At 68.2% G+C, this 13421-nt stretch carries 14 protein-coding genes; 8 read left to right on the top strand and 6 right to left on the bottom strand.

The window, feature by feature from the left end:
- The first annotated feature begins 109 nt into the window (after nt 1–109).
- From IEZ09_RS33220 to yhjD, 3 genes are read left to right on the top strand one after another with little or no spacing between them, the layout of a single operon-like run.
- Nucleotides 110–304: a hypothetical protein gene (locus IEZ09_RS33220; protein ID WP_189257766.1), complete on the top strand. Its 195-nt coding sequence runs from the start codon at nt 110–112 to the stop codon at nt 302–304.
- 27 nt (nt 305–331) lie between these two features.
- Nucleotides 332–1348: a tryptophan--tRNA ligase gene (gene trpS, locus IEZ09_RS33215; protein ID WP_189257765.1), complete on the top strand. Its 1017-nt coding sequence runs from the start codon at nt 332–334 to the stop codon at nt 1346–1348.
- 24 nt (nt 1349–1372) lie between these two features.
- The gene (yhjD, locus tag IEZ09_RS33210) at nt 1373–2359 is read left to right on the top strand and encodes an inner membrane protein YhjD (RefSeq protein WP_229813170.1); all 987 of its coding nucleotides are present in this window, start codon (nt 1373–1375) and stop codon (nt 2357–2359) included.
- A 58-nt stretch (nt 2360–2417) separates the two neighbouring features.
- Here the strand turns inward: yhjD and IEZ09_RS33205 are convergent, their stop codons facing one another.
- On the bottom strand, nt 2418–3683 hold the full coding sequence (locus tag IEZ09_RS33205; protein ID WP_189257764.1) for a D-alanyl-D-alanine carboxypeptidase family protein: 1266 nt from the start codon (nt 3681–3683) through the stop codon (nt 2418–2420).
- A gap of 61 nt (nt 3684–3744) precedes the next feature.
- On the opposite strand from IEZ09_RS33205, the gene IEZ09_RS33200 reads away from it, so the two are divergent.
- The 4 genes from IEZ09_RS33200 to IEZ09_RS33185 all read left to right on the top strand — a co-directional run bounded on the left by IEZ09_RS33200 (nt 3745) and on the right by IEZ09_RS33185 (nt 5969).
- The gene (locus IEZ09_RS33200; RefSeq protein WP_109639091.1) at nt 3745–3972 is read left to right on the top strand and encodes an SCO4848 family membrane protein; all 228 of its coding nucleotides are present in this window, start codon (nt 3745–3747) and stop codon (nt 3970–3972) included.
- Nucleotides 3973–3980: 8 nt separating this feature from the next.
- Nucleotides 3981–4331 carry a hypothetical protein gene (locus tag IEZ09_RS33195; protein ID WP_112226843.1) on the top strand — a complete coding sequence of 117 codons (351 nt, stop codon included), beginning with the start codon at nt 3981–3983 and terminating at the stop codon, nt 4329–4331.
- An 81-nt stretch (nt 4332–4412) separates the two neighbouring features.
- A complete protein-coding gene (locus IEZ09_RS33190) occupies nt 4413–4973 on the top strand; it encodes a hypothetical protein (protein ID WP_189257763.1) in 561 nt (186 codons plus the stop codon).
- A gap of 39 nt (nt 4974–5012) precedes the next feature.
- Nucleotides 5013–5969, top strand: coding sequence for a hypothetical protein (locus IEZ09_RS33185; protein ID WP_189257762.1), 957 nt, complete (start codon nt 5013–5015; stop codon nt 5967–5969).
- Here the strand turns inward: IEZ09_RS33185 and IEZ09_RS33180 are convergent.
- The 5 genes from IEZ09_RS33180 to sdhC form a co-directional block, all read right to left on the bottom strand.
- A complete protein-coding gene (locus IEZ09_RS33180; protein ID WP_189257761.1) occupies nt 5924–9367 on the bottom strand; it encodes an NB-ARC domain-containing protein in 3444 nt (1147 codons plus the stop codon). The genes IEZ09_RS33185 and IEZ09_RS33180 overlap by 46 nt on opposite strands.
- Before the next feature lie 97 nt (nt 9368–9464).
- The gene (locus tag IEZ09_RS33175; RefSeq protein ID WP_189257760.1) at nt 9465–10247 is read right to left on the bottom strand and encodes a succinate dehydrogenase iron-sulfur subunit; all 783 of its coding nucleotides are present in this window, start codon (nt 10245–10247) and stop codon (nt 9465–9467) included.
- The gene (sdhA, locus tag IEZ09_RS33170) at nt 10247–11998 is read right to left on the bottom strand and encodes a succinate dehydrogenase flavoprotein subunit (RefSeq protein ID WP_189257759.1); all 1752 of its coding nucleotides are present in this window, start codon (nt 11996–11998) and stop codon (nt 10247–10249) included. The genes IEZ09_RS33175 and sdhA overlap by 1 nt, the downstream gene beginning before the upstream one ends.
- A 22-nt stretch (nt 11999–12020) precedes the next feature.
- The gene (locus IEZ09_RS33165) at nt 12021–12428 is read right to left on the bottom strand and encodes a succinate dehydrogenase hydrophobic membrane anchor subunit (protein WP_370467765.1); all 408 of its coding nucleotides are present in this window, start codon (nt 12426–12428) and stop codon (nt 12021–12023) included.
- 2 nt (nt 12429–12430) lie between these two features.
- Nucleotides 12431–12853 (bottom strand): succinate dehydrogenase, cytochrome b556 subunit, encoded by a 423-nt coding sequence (sdhC, locus tag IEZ09_RS33160; protein ID WP_167974524.1) that lies wholly within the window; start codon nt 12851–12853, stop codon nt 12431–12433.
- A 369-nt stretch (nt 12854–13222) separates the two neighbouring features.
- Here sdhC and IEZ09_RS33155 point away from each other — a divergent pair, with 369 nt between their 5' ends.
- Nucleotides 13223–13375 (top strand): hypothetical protein, encoded by a 153-nt coding sequence (locus IEZ09_RS33155; protein ID WP_189257758.1) that lies wholly within the window; start codon nt 13223–13225, stop codon nt 13373–13375.
- Nucleotides 13376–13421 lie beyond the last annotated feature (46 nt).

Below are 13421 nucleotides of genomic sequence, written 5' to 3'. Positions count from 1 at the left end.
TCGGCGCATAGACGCTACCGGTGATCGGTAGCTTGGCGGCCAATCAGTCAGCAAGGTTCACTCTTCCGGGGTGGATCTGTGCCATGGGGAGGCTCGGCAAGTGCACGGCATGAGTCTGGTACTGAGCGCTGCGGTCGAGAGCAGCATGACCGGTACCGCTGCTGCGGGTCCCGTGGGTCTGGTCGCGGTCACGGCCGGCGTGGGTGGTCTGGTGTACGGCCTGGTGAAGCGCCGCAAGCCGGCCCCGGTCACCGCCGCCAACCAGCGCGTCGACCTGGTCCAGCAGGACACCGCGCAGAACTGATCCACCTGGTCTGAGAAGATTTCGTCCGTGTCCACGGAGAACGCACCCACCAGCCGCCCTCGTGTCCTGTCCGGCATCCAGCCGACGGCGGGCTCGTTCCACCTCGGCAACTACCTGGGTGCCGTGCGACAGTGGGTGGCCCTGCAGGAAGACCACGACGCGTTCTACTGCGTCGTCGACCTGCACGCGATCACCGTGGAGCAGAACCCGAAGGAACTGCGCCAGAACACCCGCGTCTCGGCCGCCCAGCTCCTCGCGCTGGGCATCGACCCCGACCGCGCGACGCTGTTCGTGCAGTCGCACGTGCCGGAGCACGCCCAGCTCGGGTGGGTCATGCAGTGCATGACGGGCTTCGGCGAGGCGTCGCGGATGACGCAGTTCAAGGACAAGTCCGCCCGCCAGGAGCAGTCCGTCGGCGTGGGCCTGTTCACCTACCCGATCCTGCAGGCCGCGGACATCCTGCTGTACCAGGCGCACTACGTGCCGGTCGGTGAGGACCAGCGCCAGCACCTGGAGCTGACCCGCGACCTGGCGACGCGCTTCAACTCGCGCTACGGCAAGACCTTCCGCCTGCCGGAGGCGTACATCGTCAAGGACACGGCCAAGATCTTCGACCTGCAGGACCCGACGGCGAAGATGAGCAAGTCGGTCCCCGGCGGTGTCGTCGAGCTGCTGGAAGACCCGAAGCGCTCGGCCAAGAAGATCCGCTCGGCCGTCACCGACACGGGCCGCGAGATCATCTTCGACGTCGAGAACAAGCCGGGCGTCTCCAACCTGCTGACGATCTACTCGGCCCTCACGGGCCGCTCGATCGACTCGCTGGTCGCCGACTACGACGGCAAGGGCTACGGCGACCTGAAGAAGGACCTCGGCGAGGTCTTCACCGAGTGGGTCACGCCGGTCCAGGAGCGCGTCCGCATGTACCTCGACGACGTCGCGTCGCTCGACAAGATCCTGGCCCGCGGCGCCGAACGAGCCCGCGAGGTCGCCTCGGTGACGCTGCGCCGTTCGTACGAGAAGATCGGTTTCGTCCTGCCCGAGTAGTGCACTTGCACTAGCGTTCTGACCGTGGACAAGTGGCGGCGGAAGTACGCGTGGCTGGACCACATCATGCTCGCGTACGAGCGCTACACCGAGAGCTACGGCACCCACTACGCGGCGGCCGTCACCTACTTCAGCATCCTGTCCCTGGTGCCGATCCTGATGATCGGCTTCGCGGTGGCGGGCTTCGTGCTGCAGTCCCAGCCGGACCTGCTGGCCGAGCTGCAAGCCAGCATCGCCAAGGCCGTGCCGGACAAGAACCTGCGCGACCAGATCAACGAGGCCGTGACCACCGCCCTGGACTCCAAGGGCACGGTCGGCATCATCGGTCTGCTCGGCGCCGCCTACTCCGGGCTGGGGTGGATGAGCAACCTCCGGGACGCGCTGACCGCGCAGTGGGGGCACGCCAAGGAGAACCTGCCGTTCCTGGGGACGTTGTGGCGGGATCTGCTGGCGCTGGTCGGTCTCGGGCTCGCGATCGTGCTGTCGTTCGGGATCACGGCCGCCGGGTCCGGGTTCGCGAACCACGTGCTGGAGTGGCTCGGGTTCGAAGACGCCGGGTGGGCGCGGGCGCTGCTCAAGATCGGCACCATCCTGTTGTCGTTGCTGGCCAACTGGATGGTGTTCCTGTGGGTGCTGGCCCGGTTGCCGCGCAAGCCCGTCGGGTGGCGCAGTGCGTTGCGGGGCGCGTTTGCCGCTGCCATCGGGTTCGAGTTCCTGAAGCAGGCGGCGACCGTGTTCTTGTCGTTCGTCACCCGGTCGCCCACTTCTGCTGCCTTCGGGTCCGTTATCGGTGTGCTGGTCTTCGCCAACATCGTGGCGCAGTTCCTGTTGTTCATCACCGCGTGGACGGCCACTGCTCGGGAGAACCGGGAGCCTGAGGTGGTTCCGGCGCCGCCTCCTGCCGTCATCCGGCCCGTGGTTTCCGTTCGGTCCGGGCCGTCGCCGTCCCTGATGCTGGGGGCTGGGGCGCTGGTCGGGGCGTTGCTCGGGGTTCGGTGGCGCAAGCGGTAGTCCTGGTCAAAACGAAACGGCCCCAGCGCGCGCTGGGGCCGTTGCTCGTTGCGGGGGCTCAGACGCCCTGTGCCGCCTGGGCGGCTTGGCGGCGTGCCCTTGCCGCTTTGGCTCGCTTGTTGCGGATGTAGAGGAACACGGCGGCCAGGAGGCCGATGCCTGCCGCTGCCGTGATCGGCAGGCCCACCGTGCCGAAGGCGGTGGGGGTGGGGCGGCCCGAGTTCGAGTCGGCGGCCGCCGAGTCGTTGGACGTTTCGGTGTTCTCCTGGGTGGAGGTGACCTTCGGTTTGGGCTGCGGGGCGCCGTCCACCAGCTTGCCGACGCCGCCGGGGCCCATGGCGAAGCCGTAGTCCAGCAGCTTCGCGGCCTGGTTGGTGATGTGCGTGGGCTGCTGCTGGCCGCGCAGCAGGACGACGACGAGGCGGCGGCCGTTGCGTTCGGCGGCGCCCACGTAGGTGTGCTGGGAGTCGTCGGTGTAGCCCGTCTTGCCGCCGATGGCGCCCTGGTAGCTGGTGAGCAGGCGGTTGTCGTTGTTCAGCATGATCGTGCCGCCGTTGCGGCCGGGGAACTGCGCCTGCTGGAGCTTGATGGCCTGGGCGAACTCGTCGTACTTCATCGCGCCGCGGAAGATCAGGCCAACGTCGTAGGCAGAGGTGCTGGTGCCGGGGGCGTCGAGACCGGACGGGGTCACCGCGCGGGTGTCGAGGGCGCCGAGCTCCTTCGCCATCGCGTTCATCTTGCGCAGGGCGTTCGGGACGCCGCCGAGCTGGCGGGCCAGGGTGTGCGCCACGTCGTTGCCCGAGGTGAGCAGCAGGCCCTGCAGCAGCTGGCGGACCGTGTACTGCCCGCCGTCCTTGAGACCCACGCAGGTGCACTCCTGCTGCGTGTCCTCGGCGCTGGCGGTGACGACGAGGTCGCCGCGCAGCTCCTTGGCCACGACCATCGCCAGCAGCACCTTGATGACGCTGGCCGGGCGCTGGCGGCCGTGCGGGTCGTACGCGGCGAGGACGGCGCCGCTGTCGATGTCCGCGAGCAGCCACGAGGCGGCCGTGATGCCGCTCGGGGGCTGCGCCGAGTTCGGCGGCAGGATCAGGCCGCACTCGCCCAGGCGGTCGCCGCCGATCGGCTTCTCCGGCACCTCCAGCGGGGGCGGCGCCTTCTGGCCGGGCGCCGGCTGCTCGGACGTGTCCACCGGGGGCGGCGGGGTCTCGCGGTTCGCGCACTGCGCCGAGGCGGCCTGCTGCGCGGTGCCGGTCGGTGCGGCGAACGCGGCTGTGGCCGTTGCTAGGACCAGGGCGACGATGAGCCGTTTGGTGAAGGGCACGCCTCCAGGCTATCCACCCCCGTTTAGCGTCTTGCACGCACCACGTCCGATACTGGTCGCCGTGAAGCTCTCGCGCCCGATGTCACTCTTCCTGGTGGCTTTCGGGGTCTGGTCGTGGGTGATCTGGCCCACGTTCCTGAAGAACATCTGGAAAGACCCACGTTCGTTCAGCGACGGACCTACCGCATTCTTCACCGTGCACCTGGTGCTCGTGATCGTCTCGCTCGTGCTCGGCAGCATCATCGGGGTGCTGGGCGTGCGGGGCTTCCTGGCCACTCGACGTCGATAGGAAACGCTGTGGAGTTCGTACGCCTGCTGCTGGTGTTCCTGCACCTGCTGGGCATGGGCATGCTCGTCGCGATGATCATGTTGCAGGCCAAGGCCGGCAAGGACGCGCCGGTCAACAAGGGCTGGCTGCACGGCGCCGCCCTGCAGCTGCTCACCGGCGTCGCGCTGGTCGGCATCGACCCGCTGGTCGACTCGGTGAAGTACGACCACATCAAGATCGGCGTGAAGCTGCTGGTCGTCGTGGCCATCGCCGCGGTCGTCGCCATCAACGTGAACAAGCCCAAGGCCCCGTCCTGGCTGATGCCGACGGCCGCGTCGCTCGTCGTGCTGAACGTGGGCATCGCGGTCTTCTGGACCTGATCGGGCGATGTCGGACGCACCCGTGGGTGATGTCCGCCCGCACCGCGCGCGACACGCTGTACGTGGGCGAACCATCGTGACATGTCACGTATCGCCTGTATCGGTGTGCTCGCCGCCGGAGCTGTGTTGACGATGGTCGCGCTGCACGGTGCCGCCTCGGAGGCCTCGGCCTCCGGGGATGGCCGGGTGTGCGCCGCCGCGTGGTGCCCGAAAGAACGTCCAGGATGGCGCACGCCTGCGCCGAGAGGTGACGAACCTCCCACCTCGACGTACCCGACCACCTGGACCAAGCCGTCCACGTCCACGTACACGAAGCCGTCGACCACCACGAGCACCAAGACGACGACTTCGACCACGACCACGTCCTCGACCAAGACGACGACGTCGACCACGTCGTCGACGAGCACGACGACCCCGCCGGTCTCAACGACGACGACCACGACCACGACGACCACCACTCCACCGACGACGAAGCCGCCGACGACGACCAAGCCGGTCGCGAAACCTCCGCGTCACCAGGACAACCGCCTGGCGAACACGGGCGCTTCGCTCGGCTGGCTGCTGTCGCTCGGCGTGCTGCTCGCCGTGGCCGGTGTGCTCCTGCTCCTGTTCGACCGCGCCAGGCACGGCCACCGGAGCTGACCGTCAAAAACTGTCGGTGGCGCTTGTCACACTGACTCCATGCTCATCGAACACCTGCGCGAACGCAGTGATCTGGGAGTCATCAGCGCCACCGCCCTGAAGTCGCTGGGAGTCTCGAACCCCTGGCGCCGATGCGAGCCGGGCGGGCCGTGGCAGCGCATGCACCCCGGCGTGGTGCTGCTGCACAACGGCCCGCCCACCCGCGACCAACAGGTCACCGCGGCCCTGCTGCGCGCGGGCCCCGGAGCCGTCCTGACGGGCGCGGAAGCCTGCCGCCGCCACGGCCTGCCCGCCTCCGGCACCGAGATCCACGTGCTGGTGCCGAATTCCGCCCGCGGCAGCGGCGCGCTGATCCTCGAACGCGCCGCACCGATGCCCGCGTCCACCGACGTGGGCGGATTCCCGGTGGTGTCGGCGGACCGCGCCGTGGTCGACGCGTGCCGCCTGCTGCGCTCGGCCGACTCCGCCACCGCCCTGGTGGCCGCGGCCATCCAAAAAGGCCGCTGCACGCCGGAAAGCCTCGCCGCGGAGGCCAGGACCAACCGCTACGGCACCAAGCTGGTCCGCGCCGTCCTGAAGGAGCTGGGCCGCGCGCAATCGGTGGCCGAGCGCGACGCCCGCCGCCTCTCCCGCCGGATCCGCCTGACCACACCGCACTGGAACGTCACGATCGCCGACGCCGACGGCCAGATCATCGGCAGACCGGACGCCTGGTTCGACGACGTGGGCCTGGCCTGGGAGATCGACTCGAAGGCGTTCCACTTCGGACCGCGCGACTACGAACGCACCCTCGCGCGCAACAGTCGTTACGCGGCAGCGGGAATCCTGGTCCTGCAAACGCTCCCGGCCCGCCTCCGCGACACCCCGGACGCGGTGGCTCGCGAGCTGAAGAAGGCCCACCGGGCAGCGGCAGCCCGGCCGAGACCGCCGGTGCGCATTGTGCCCCTCGATCACCCGGCGGCTTCTGGCGATCCGCCGCAGAAGTCGAAGCGGTAGACGCCGTGCCCGCCGACCACGACCAGGTCGGCGTTCCCGGCCCAGACGCAGTCGGCCACCGTGCCGTCGAGACGAATCGAGGTGAGGCACTGCCAGGTGGCGCTGTCGTAGATCCGCACGACCTGGTCCTCCGTGGCCACGGCGATCAGTGAGCTGTCCGGCGTCCAGGCAACCTCCTCGGCCCCGGTGGTGATCTCCACGAGAGTCACCTCGTGGGTCCAGGTGTTCGTGTTCCACACCCGCATCGAGTCCTCGTGGCCGATGACCAGCCAGCGTCCGTCCGGGGAGATTGAGGCACTGGTCGGCGGTTCGTCCACGGGGATGGTGGTCGTCACCTCGTTGGTGCGGAGTGCGATGACGAAGACCGCGGTGTCGGCGGCGACCACCAGTGAGTCGCCGGACGGGTCGACGGCTGCGCCGACGATCCTTCCCGTGGTCGATCCCTTCCGGCGTTGACGAGACCTGCGTTGGTTCTCCGCCGGTGGCCGCAAGGAGATTCGCACCGAGTTGTCGTCGAGCACGACGAAGATGGGACGACCCCAGATGGCCGTGTCCCAGAGCAGTGCCTGTCCGGAGGAGTCGACCGCGCAGACGAACGAACCGCCGGCGGTGGCTGACGTGAGCATGTGGCCGCGAGGGTTCTCCAGTGCTCGGCCAGCCAGCCAATCACTCTCATCGAGGAGGTGGATGCTGCTGTACTTCTTCACCAGCAACATGCTGCCGCCGTGAAGGGACATGAGAGCGCCGGCGCCGGCGGCGAACTCGAGTTCGAGCACGGGCTCCGCGAGATCGGAGCTGTGGATGCGTGTGGTTCTCGGCGTCGCGACCGCGAGCCACGAGCCGTCGGGCGCGGCTGCACAGGCGGACGCGGCAGTGTGTTGTTGTGTCTGTTCTGACGCGAGCGATGGATCCCACAGTCGTGCTGTCCTGTCGTCACTGGTTGACACGAGCACGGAGCCGTCAGGGGAGAAAGCCAGGGAATTGATCATAGAACCGTGCGCGGCCACCTGGCCGAGCAGACGCCACTCGGCGACGCTCCAGATGGAGATCATGCCTCGGTCGTCGGCGGTGGCGAGCAAGTCACCACGAGGGGAGAACGCAGCCGTCGTCAGATCTGTCTGATGCCGCAGCACGAGTGCGGACTGACCGGGCGCGGTCAGATCGCGCACCGTGAGACCGGTGCCGTCGACCAGCGCCATCCACCGGTGGGTGGGGTCGACCGCCATTCCGGCCCAGTAGCCCGTCGGCAGCTCGACGGGCGTCACCAGCTCGCCGGTGTCCGTGTCGAACAGATGCACGCCGCTGCCGTCGATGCCGAGCAGCGTGGTACCGGTCAAGGCAGCACAGTGGTCGAGGTCGTTCTCGATCTTGAACTTTCGCAGCTGCTTCCCGGTGACCACGTCCCACACGATCAGCTGCTTCCGATTGTTGACCGTGACCAGCGTGCGGCTTTCCTCCATGAAGGCGAAGCACCACACGGAGCCGTGGCTGTCGATGACGGTGTGCACCGTCCACGAGCTGGTGTCGAAAACGTGGACCAGCGCGCGGACACCCTCGACCGCGAGCCACTTGCCGTCCGGTGACAGAACACAGTTGCCGTACAGCGGTTCGTCGCTGCTGATGATCTGCAACAAGCGGCCGCTGCTCGGGTCCCACACACGAATCGTGTCGTCGTCGCTGACTGTGGCGAGCCACTTCCCCGTGGGCGCGAACGCGCATCCCTTGACCTCGTCGTCGTGTCCGACGAGCACTCGGTTCAGCGCCGGATCCGGCAGGTCCGGCATCGGCTCGCGCGGAACCAGCCGAGGCAATTCTCGTGTTTCGGCGATCGCCGCTTCCCGCAGCTTCTTCAGTGCCGGATACCGCACCAGCCGATGCGCCAAGGCGTTGACCACTGCGTGTTCGGGAACGGTCGGGGTGAGTGTGTGCCCCAGCTGGTCGAGGAACCGGGTGAGCTCACGGCTGTGTTCGTTGTCGACGAGGGCGACGTCCTCGGCGACCGCGACCGGGCCGAGCCTGCGCAACTTGCCGATGAGCCAGGCAGGCGTCTCCACCAGCTCGGCCAGCTCCTCGGTCCGCTGCGCACCGGTGAGGTGGTAGGCGAGCGTGCGCCACAGGTGTTCCTGCTCGCCAGGAAGCTGCCACCACCCGTCGCCTGGAAGCGTTGCGGCGACACCGTCGAGGAACGTGTTGTGCAGTGCGGTGAGGCGGTCGAGCCCGCACTCGTGGCGCAGGTACGAGCGGATGACGTCGTGCAGGCGCACGCGGTGCAGACCGGTCGCCAGCGAGAGGTCGACGATCTCCTGGCACAGCAGGTCGGTCTCGTCGGACGACAGACCGGCGGTGCGGTGCCAGAGCAACGCGATCAGGTCCCGCGGGATGTCGGTGTCCTCGGGGAAGATCGCCAGTTCGACGACGCGGTCGCGCCGTTCGCCGAGCAGGCTCAGCGAGGATTCGAGGGTGGCCGCGACGGTGCGGTCCCGGCGGTCCGCGTCGGTGACGTCGAGCGCGGCCGGACCCTCTTCCTGCAGGCGCTGCAACAGTTTTCGCGCGGTCTCGACCACGTCGGCGCCGGTGCGGTCCGCTCGGCGCAGGGCGGCGTTGGCCAGGCTGAGGGCGAGCGGCCACCGGCCGGTGATGTCCAGCAGGCCGTCCCTGACGGAGTCGGGCAGTCCGGCGAGGCCGCTGTTCACCAGCGCGCTCGCCTGATCCGGGCGCATCTCGTTGACCTCGACGGGTTCCGCATCGCCCGGCAGGACGTCCGGGAACCGGGTGGTCACCAGCAGCGTGCAGCCGCGGCCCGCGTCGAGGAACGGGCGCAGCTGCTCCGCGGACCAGACGTCGTCGACGACGAGCAGGGAGCGGCCGCGCTCCTTCAGCAGCGCGCCCAGGTGCATGCCCGCCTGCTCCGGCCGGGTGAGGCCGGGGCTCTGGCCGTCGATGCGCTTGATGACGTCGTTGATCGTGTCGGCGAGCGCGGCGCCGCGCACCTCCTGGCCGACGGTGACCCACCAGATGTTCGCGCCGAACGCCGCCTTGATCTCCGGGTTCTCGCAGACCTCCGCCGCGAGAGTGGTCTTGCCGAAACCGCCGGCGCCCCAGAGCCCGGTGGTGATGGCGACCTTGCGCGTTCCGGAGCCCAGCAGCAGCCGGACGATCCGGCCGGAGAGTTCCGGCCGGGCGACGATTCCGCCGGCAGAGGTCGCCGCAGGCGCGCCGAGGGGCTTGATGCGGCCCGCCGAGACCTGCCACACCGCCAGCGCGACCCAGACGGCGGCCAGCACCGCCAGCAGCACGAAGAACGTCCAGCTCCACCCCGACGTCAGCAGGTTCACGACGATGGCGACGGCAATGCTCACCACGGTGACTGCCGCCGCAGCGGTTGTCTGCTTCGTCAACGTGGGCTCCGTCCGGTCGTGCGGGTCCGGACAGACTTACCACGCCAAAGCAAAGCGCCGCGTCCGAACGGAACGCGGCGCTTCGGAAACAGAGAGATCAGACGCGCTTGAACAGCAGCGCGCGCTTCACTTCCTGGATCGCCTTGGTGACCTGGATGCCACGCGGGCAGGCGTCGGTGCAGTTGAACGTGGTCCGGCACCGCCACACGCCGTCGATGTCGTTGAGGATGTCGAGCCGCTCCTCAGCGCCCTCGTCACGCGAGTCGAAGATGAACCGGTGCGCGTTGACGATCGCGGCGGGGCCGAAGTACGAGCCCTCGGTCCAGTACACCGGGCACGACGTGGTGCAGCAGGCGCACAGGATGCACTTCGTCGTGTCGTCGAAGCGCTCGCGGTCGGCGACGGACTGGATCCGCTCGCGCGTCGGCTCGTTGCCGTACGTCACGAGGTACGGCTTGACGGCGCGGAACGCCTCGAAGAACGGCTCCATGTCGACGAGCAGGTCCTTGTTCACCGGCAGGCCCTTGATGGGCTCGATGGTGATCGTGGTCTGCTTGCCGCCCTTCTCCAGCAGGTCCTTCAGCAGGACCTTGCACGCCAGGCGGTTGACGCCGTTGATGCGCATGGCGTCGGAGCCGCAGATGCCGTGCGCGCAGGAGCGGCGGAACGTCAGCGTGCCGTCCACGTACCACTTGATGTAGTGGAGGAGGTTCAGCACGCGGTCCGAAGGGAGCGCGGGGATGTCGAACGAGTCCCAGCGCGGCTCGTCGTCGAACTCCGGGTTGAACCGGCGGATCTTGACGGTGACCGTGACAGCGCCGTCCGGAACCGGCGGCTGGGAACCGCGCGAGCCAGTGGTGGTTTCAGCGGTGGCGGTCATCAGTACTTGCGCTCCATCGGCTTGTACCGGGTAAAGGTCACGGGCTTGTAGTCGAGGCGGATGTCCGCGGTCAGACCCTCACCCTGCTTGTAGAACATGCTGTGGCGCATGAAGTTCGTGTCGTCGCGGTTCGGGTAGTCCTCGCGCGCGTGGCCGCCGCGGGACTCCTTGCGCGCCAACGCGCCGACGACGAGAACCTCGGCGAGCTCCAGCAGGAAGCCGAGCTCGACGGCCTCGAGCAGGTCCGTGTTGAAGCGCTTTCCCTTGTCCTGCACGGAGATGTGGGCGTAGCGCTCCTTCAGGGCCTGCACGTCGTGCAGCGCCTGCTTCAGCGTGTCCTCGGTGCGGTACACGGACGCGTTGGCGTCCATGGTGGCCTGCAGCTCGGTGCGGATGTCCGCGACGCGCTCCTGGCCGTGCTCCGACAGCGCGAGAGCGATCTGAGCCTCGACGGAGGCCGCCGGGTTCTCCGGCAGGTCGACGTGCTCGTGCGCCAGCGCGTACTCGGCGGCGGCGATGCCCGCGCGACGGCCGAACACGTTGATGTCCAGCAGCGAGTTCGTGCCCAGGCGGTTCGCGCCGTGGACCGACACGCACGCGCACTCACCGGCGGCGTAGAGGCCGGGGACGATGTTGTCGTTGTCCCGCAACACTTCGCCGTGGACGTTCGTCGGGATGCCGCCCATCGCGTAGTGCGCGGTCGGGTACACCGGGACGGGCTCGTGCACCGGGTCGACCGCGAGGTACGTGCGGGCGAACTCGGTGATGTCCGGCAGCTTGGTCTCCAGCACCTCGGCGCCGAGGTGCGTGCAGTCGAGCAGCACGTAGTCCTTGTTCGGGCCGGCGCCACGGCCTTCCAGGACCTCCAGCGCCATCGAGCGGGCGACGATGTCGCGCGGCGCCAGGTCCTTGATGGTCGGGGCGTAGCGCTCCATGAACCGCTCACCCGAGGCGTTGCGCAGGATCGCGCCCTCGCCGCGGGCACCCTCGGTCAGCAGGATGCCGAGACCCGCGAGGCCCGTCGGGTGGAACTGGTAGAACTCCATGTCCTCCAGGGGAAGGCCCTTGCGGAAGACGATGCCCATGCCGTCGCCGGTCAGCGTGTGGGCGTTCGACGTGGTCTTGAAGACCTTGCCGAAACCACCAGTCGCGAACACGACGGACTTGGCCTGGAAGACGTGGATCTCGCCGGTCGCGAGCTCGTACGCGACGGCGCCGGTGCAGACCGGGCCGTTCTCCGTCTCGGTGAGACAGATGTCGAGGACGTAGAACTCGTTGAAGAACTCGATGCCGTGCTTGACGCAGTTCTGGTACAGCGTCTGCAGGATCATGTGGCCGGTGCGGTCCGCGGCGTAGCAGGCGCGGCGCACGGCGGCTTCACCGTGGTTGCGCGTGTGGCCGCCGAACCGGCGCTGGTCGATCTTGCCCTCGGGCGTGCGGTTGAACGGCAGGCCCATCTTCTCGAGGTCAAGAACGGCGTCGATGGCCTCCTTCGCCATGATCTCGGCGGCGTCCTGGTCGACCAGGTAGTCGCCGCCCTTGATCGTGTCGAAGGTGTGCCACTCCCAGTTGTCCTCCTCGACGTTGGCGAGGGCGGCGCACATGCCGCCCTGGGCCGCGCCGGTGTGCGAACGCGTGGGGTAGAGCTTGGTGAGCACCGCGGTGCGGGCGCGCTGGCCGGACTCGATCGCCGCGCGCATTCCGGCACCACCAGCGCCGATGATGACTACGTCGTACTTGTGGAACTGCATTGTGGTGGGCTCCCCGCGCGGGTCAGTTCGAGATGTTCGGGTCGAAGGTGAAGATCACGAACGTGCCGAGCGAGACGATCAGCACCATCGAGACGTAGAGCAGCATCTTCAACCAGAACCGGGTGGAGTCCTTGCGGGCGTAGTCGTTGATGACCGTCCGCACGCCGTTGCCGCCGTGGATCTGCGCGAGCCAGAGCATCGCGAGGTCCCAGAACTGCCAGAACGGGGACGCCCAGCGGCCGGCGACGAAACCGAAGTTGATGCGGTGCACACCGCCGTCGAGGATGTTCATGATGAACAGGTGGCCCAGGACCAGGACCACGAGCAGCAGGCCGGAGAGGCGCATGAACAGCCAGCTGTAGAGCTCGCCGTTGCTGCGACGGGCCGCGGGACGGCGCGGCTGGCGGGGCTTGTCGAGTGCGAGAGACATGGTCAGTGACCCCCAACCAGCTCGGAGATCGTGCGCTCCATCATGAAGTAGAAGCCGGGGATCATGACGACGACCCAGACGGCCAGCACGGTCCAGAGCATGACCCGCTGGTACTTGGCGCCCTTCTCCCAGAAGTCGACCAGCATGACCCGGATGCCGTTCAGCGCGTGGTAGAGCACCGCGCCGACGAGGCCGACCTCGAAGAGGTTCACGACCGGGTTCTTGTAGGTCTCGATCACCGCGTCGTACGCGTTCGGTGACACCCGCACCAGTGCGGTGTCGAGCACGTGGGTGAACAGGAAGAAGAACGTGAGGACACCGGTGATCCGGTGGGCGACCCAGGACCACATGCCCAGATCACCGCGGTAGAGCGTCCCACCCCCTCGGGTGGTGCCCGAACGCTCGGGTGCGCCTGCGCTGGTCATGCGCCGAGGCCTCCAACGTCAGTGGTGGTGGTCGGTGAACAGTTCATGCCGACCATGACCGGAAAATCCTAGTCCCGCACGTTGGACCCGACCCAGCAGGCGCACCCGCTCTGTGATCGATGAGACACGCTGTCGATCGGCCAAGCGGTCTTTATCGATCCCGAAATGCGGTCCACGCCACAAATGGCGCGCGCGTACCGGGAAACGGAGGACGGCGGCCGGACCTCCGCCTTGGTCCGGGCCGCCGTCGTCGGCAAGGGCACTTGCCACCCCCTACACGACGGGGGGACCGCGAACGGTTCACCGTCGCGCCGAGAAACTTCGCCGAACTACGAACGCCGAGGTCAGCGATGCCGCATCCTGGGCCGCATGGGGAGGAATCTGCTGCCGGGAGGGCCGGTGGCGGGAGTGTCGTCGGCACTGGAGCGCTGGGCCCAGCGCGCGGAACTGCGCCGTTTGGACGACGATCAGTGCGTTGAAGCGGCCGAAGAGGACGTTTCACCACGCGCCGAACACGAGTGATCACCACAGGTGGGGCCAATGCGTCGAATGAGTAACCGATAGGGGT

This window comes from Lentzea flava (assembly GCF_014648475.1).
GTDB lineage: Bacteria > Actinomycetota > Actinomycetes > Mycobacteriales > Pseudonocardiaceae > Lentzea > Lentzea flava.
Note: the sequence above shows the minus strand (reverse complement) of the source record. Positions and strands in the feature narration are given on the sequence as shown.

What these genes read in the sequence shown, in the direction of transcription:
- sdhA (WP_189257759.1), bottom strand. Translation starts at nt 11,998, where the DNA reads ATGCAGTTCCACAAGTACGACGTAGTCATCATCGGCGCTGGTGGTGCC.
- IEZ09_RS33155 (WP_189257758.1), top strand. Translation starts at nt 13,223, where the DNA reads ATGGGGAGGAATCTGCTGCCGGGAGGGCCGGTGGCGGGAGTGTCGTCG.
- IEZ09_RS33190 (WP_189257763.1), top strand. Translation starts at nt 4,413, where the DNA reads ATGTCACGTATCGCCTGTATCGGTGTGCTCGCCGCCGGAGCTGTGTTG.
- IEZ09_RS33220 (WP_189257766.1), top strand. Translation starts at nt 110, where the DNA reads ATGAGTCTGGTACTGAGCGCTGCGGTCGAGAGCAGCATGACCGGTACC.
- IEZ09_RS33185 (WP_189257762.1), top strand. Translation starts at nt 5,013, where the DNA reads ATGCTCATCGAACACCTGCGCGAACGCAGTGATCTGGGAGTCATCAGC.
- IEZ09_RS33165 (WP_370467765.1), bottom strand. Translation starts at nt 12,428, where the DNA reads ATGTCTCTCGCACTCGACAAGCCCCGCCAGCCGCGCCGTCCCGCGGCC.
- IEZ09_RS33175 (WP_189257760.1), bottom strand. Translation starts at nt 10,247, where the DNA reads ATGACCGCCACCGCTGAAACCACCACTGGCTCGCGCGGTTCCCAGCCG.
- sdhC (WP_167974524.1), bottom strand. Translation starts at nt 12,853, where the DNA reads ATGACCAGCGCAGGCGCACCCGAGCGTTCGGGCACCACCCGAGGGGGT.